The organism is Ensifer sp. NM-2 (assembly GCF_003024455.1).
Lineage (GTDB): Bacteria > Pseudomonadota > Alphaproteobacteria > Rhizobiales > Rhizobiaceae > Ensifer > Ensifer canadensis.
In genome coordinates, this window is record NZ_PVZR01000173.1 from 1 (window position 1) to 399 (window position 399).

Annotated in this window: 1 protein-coding gene; it reads right to left on the minus strand. The window is 56.6% G+C overall.

What is annotated here, in order from left to right; all coding sequences use genetic code 11:
- Nucleotides 1-119: 119 nt before the first annotated feature.
- A partial coding sequence (locus C6558_RS39345; protein WP_107028860.1) for a YfiM family lipoprotein occupies nucleotides 120-399 on the minus strand: 280 nt, incomplete at its 5' end.

Here is a 399-nt window from a genome sequence, read left to right on the forward strand (position 1 = left end):
TCGCTAAAATCAGCGGGAATTGAGCACGCCTTTTACTGGTACGTGACCGTCATGGGCGCGATTGCCTTCCTGGTCTCCCTGACGCTGCATCGTAAAGGCAAGGGGCTACGTTTGTAGCATTACTGATGTGCCAGCTGCCATACCGCATAGCCGGTAGTGGCACCTGCCACATCCCAGGCAAAATCTTTCCAGCTCCAGCCGCTCCCTGACGGGCGGCTGTCCCATAGCTCCTTCGATGCCCCTAAGCTCACGGAAAACATAAAGCCTATAGCGGCACTCCGGTCGCGGCTATAGCCCTGATGCTGGGCATATTCGTTGCCTGCGGCGGAAAGCATGGCTGAGGCGAGGAAGTGTTGGGCTTTATCCTGGCCGCTCCATGAATCATTAGCCATATGGCTG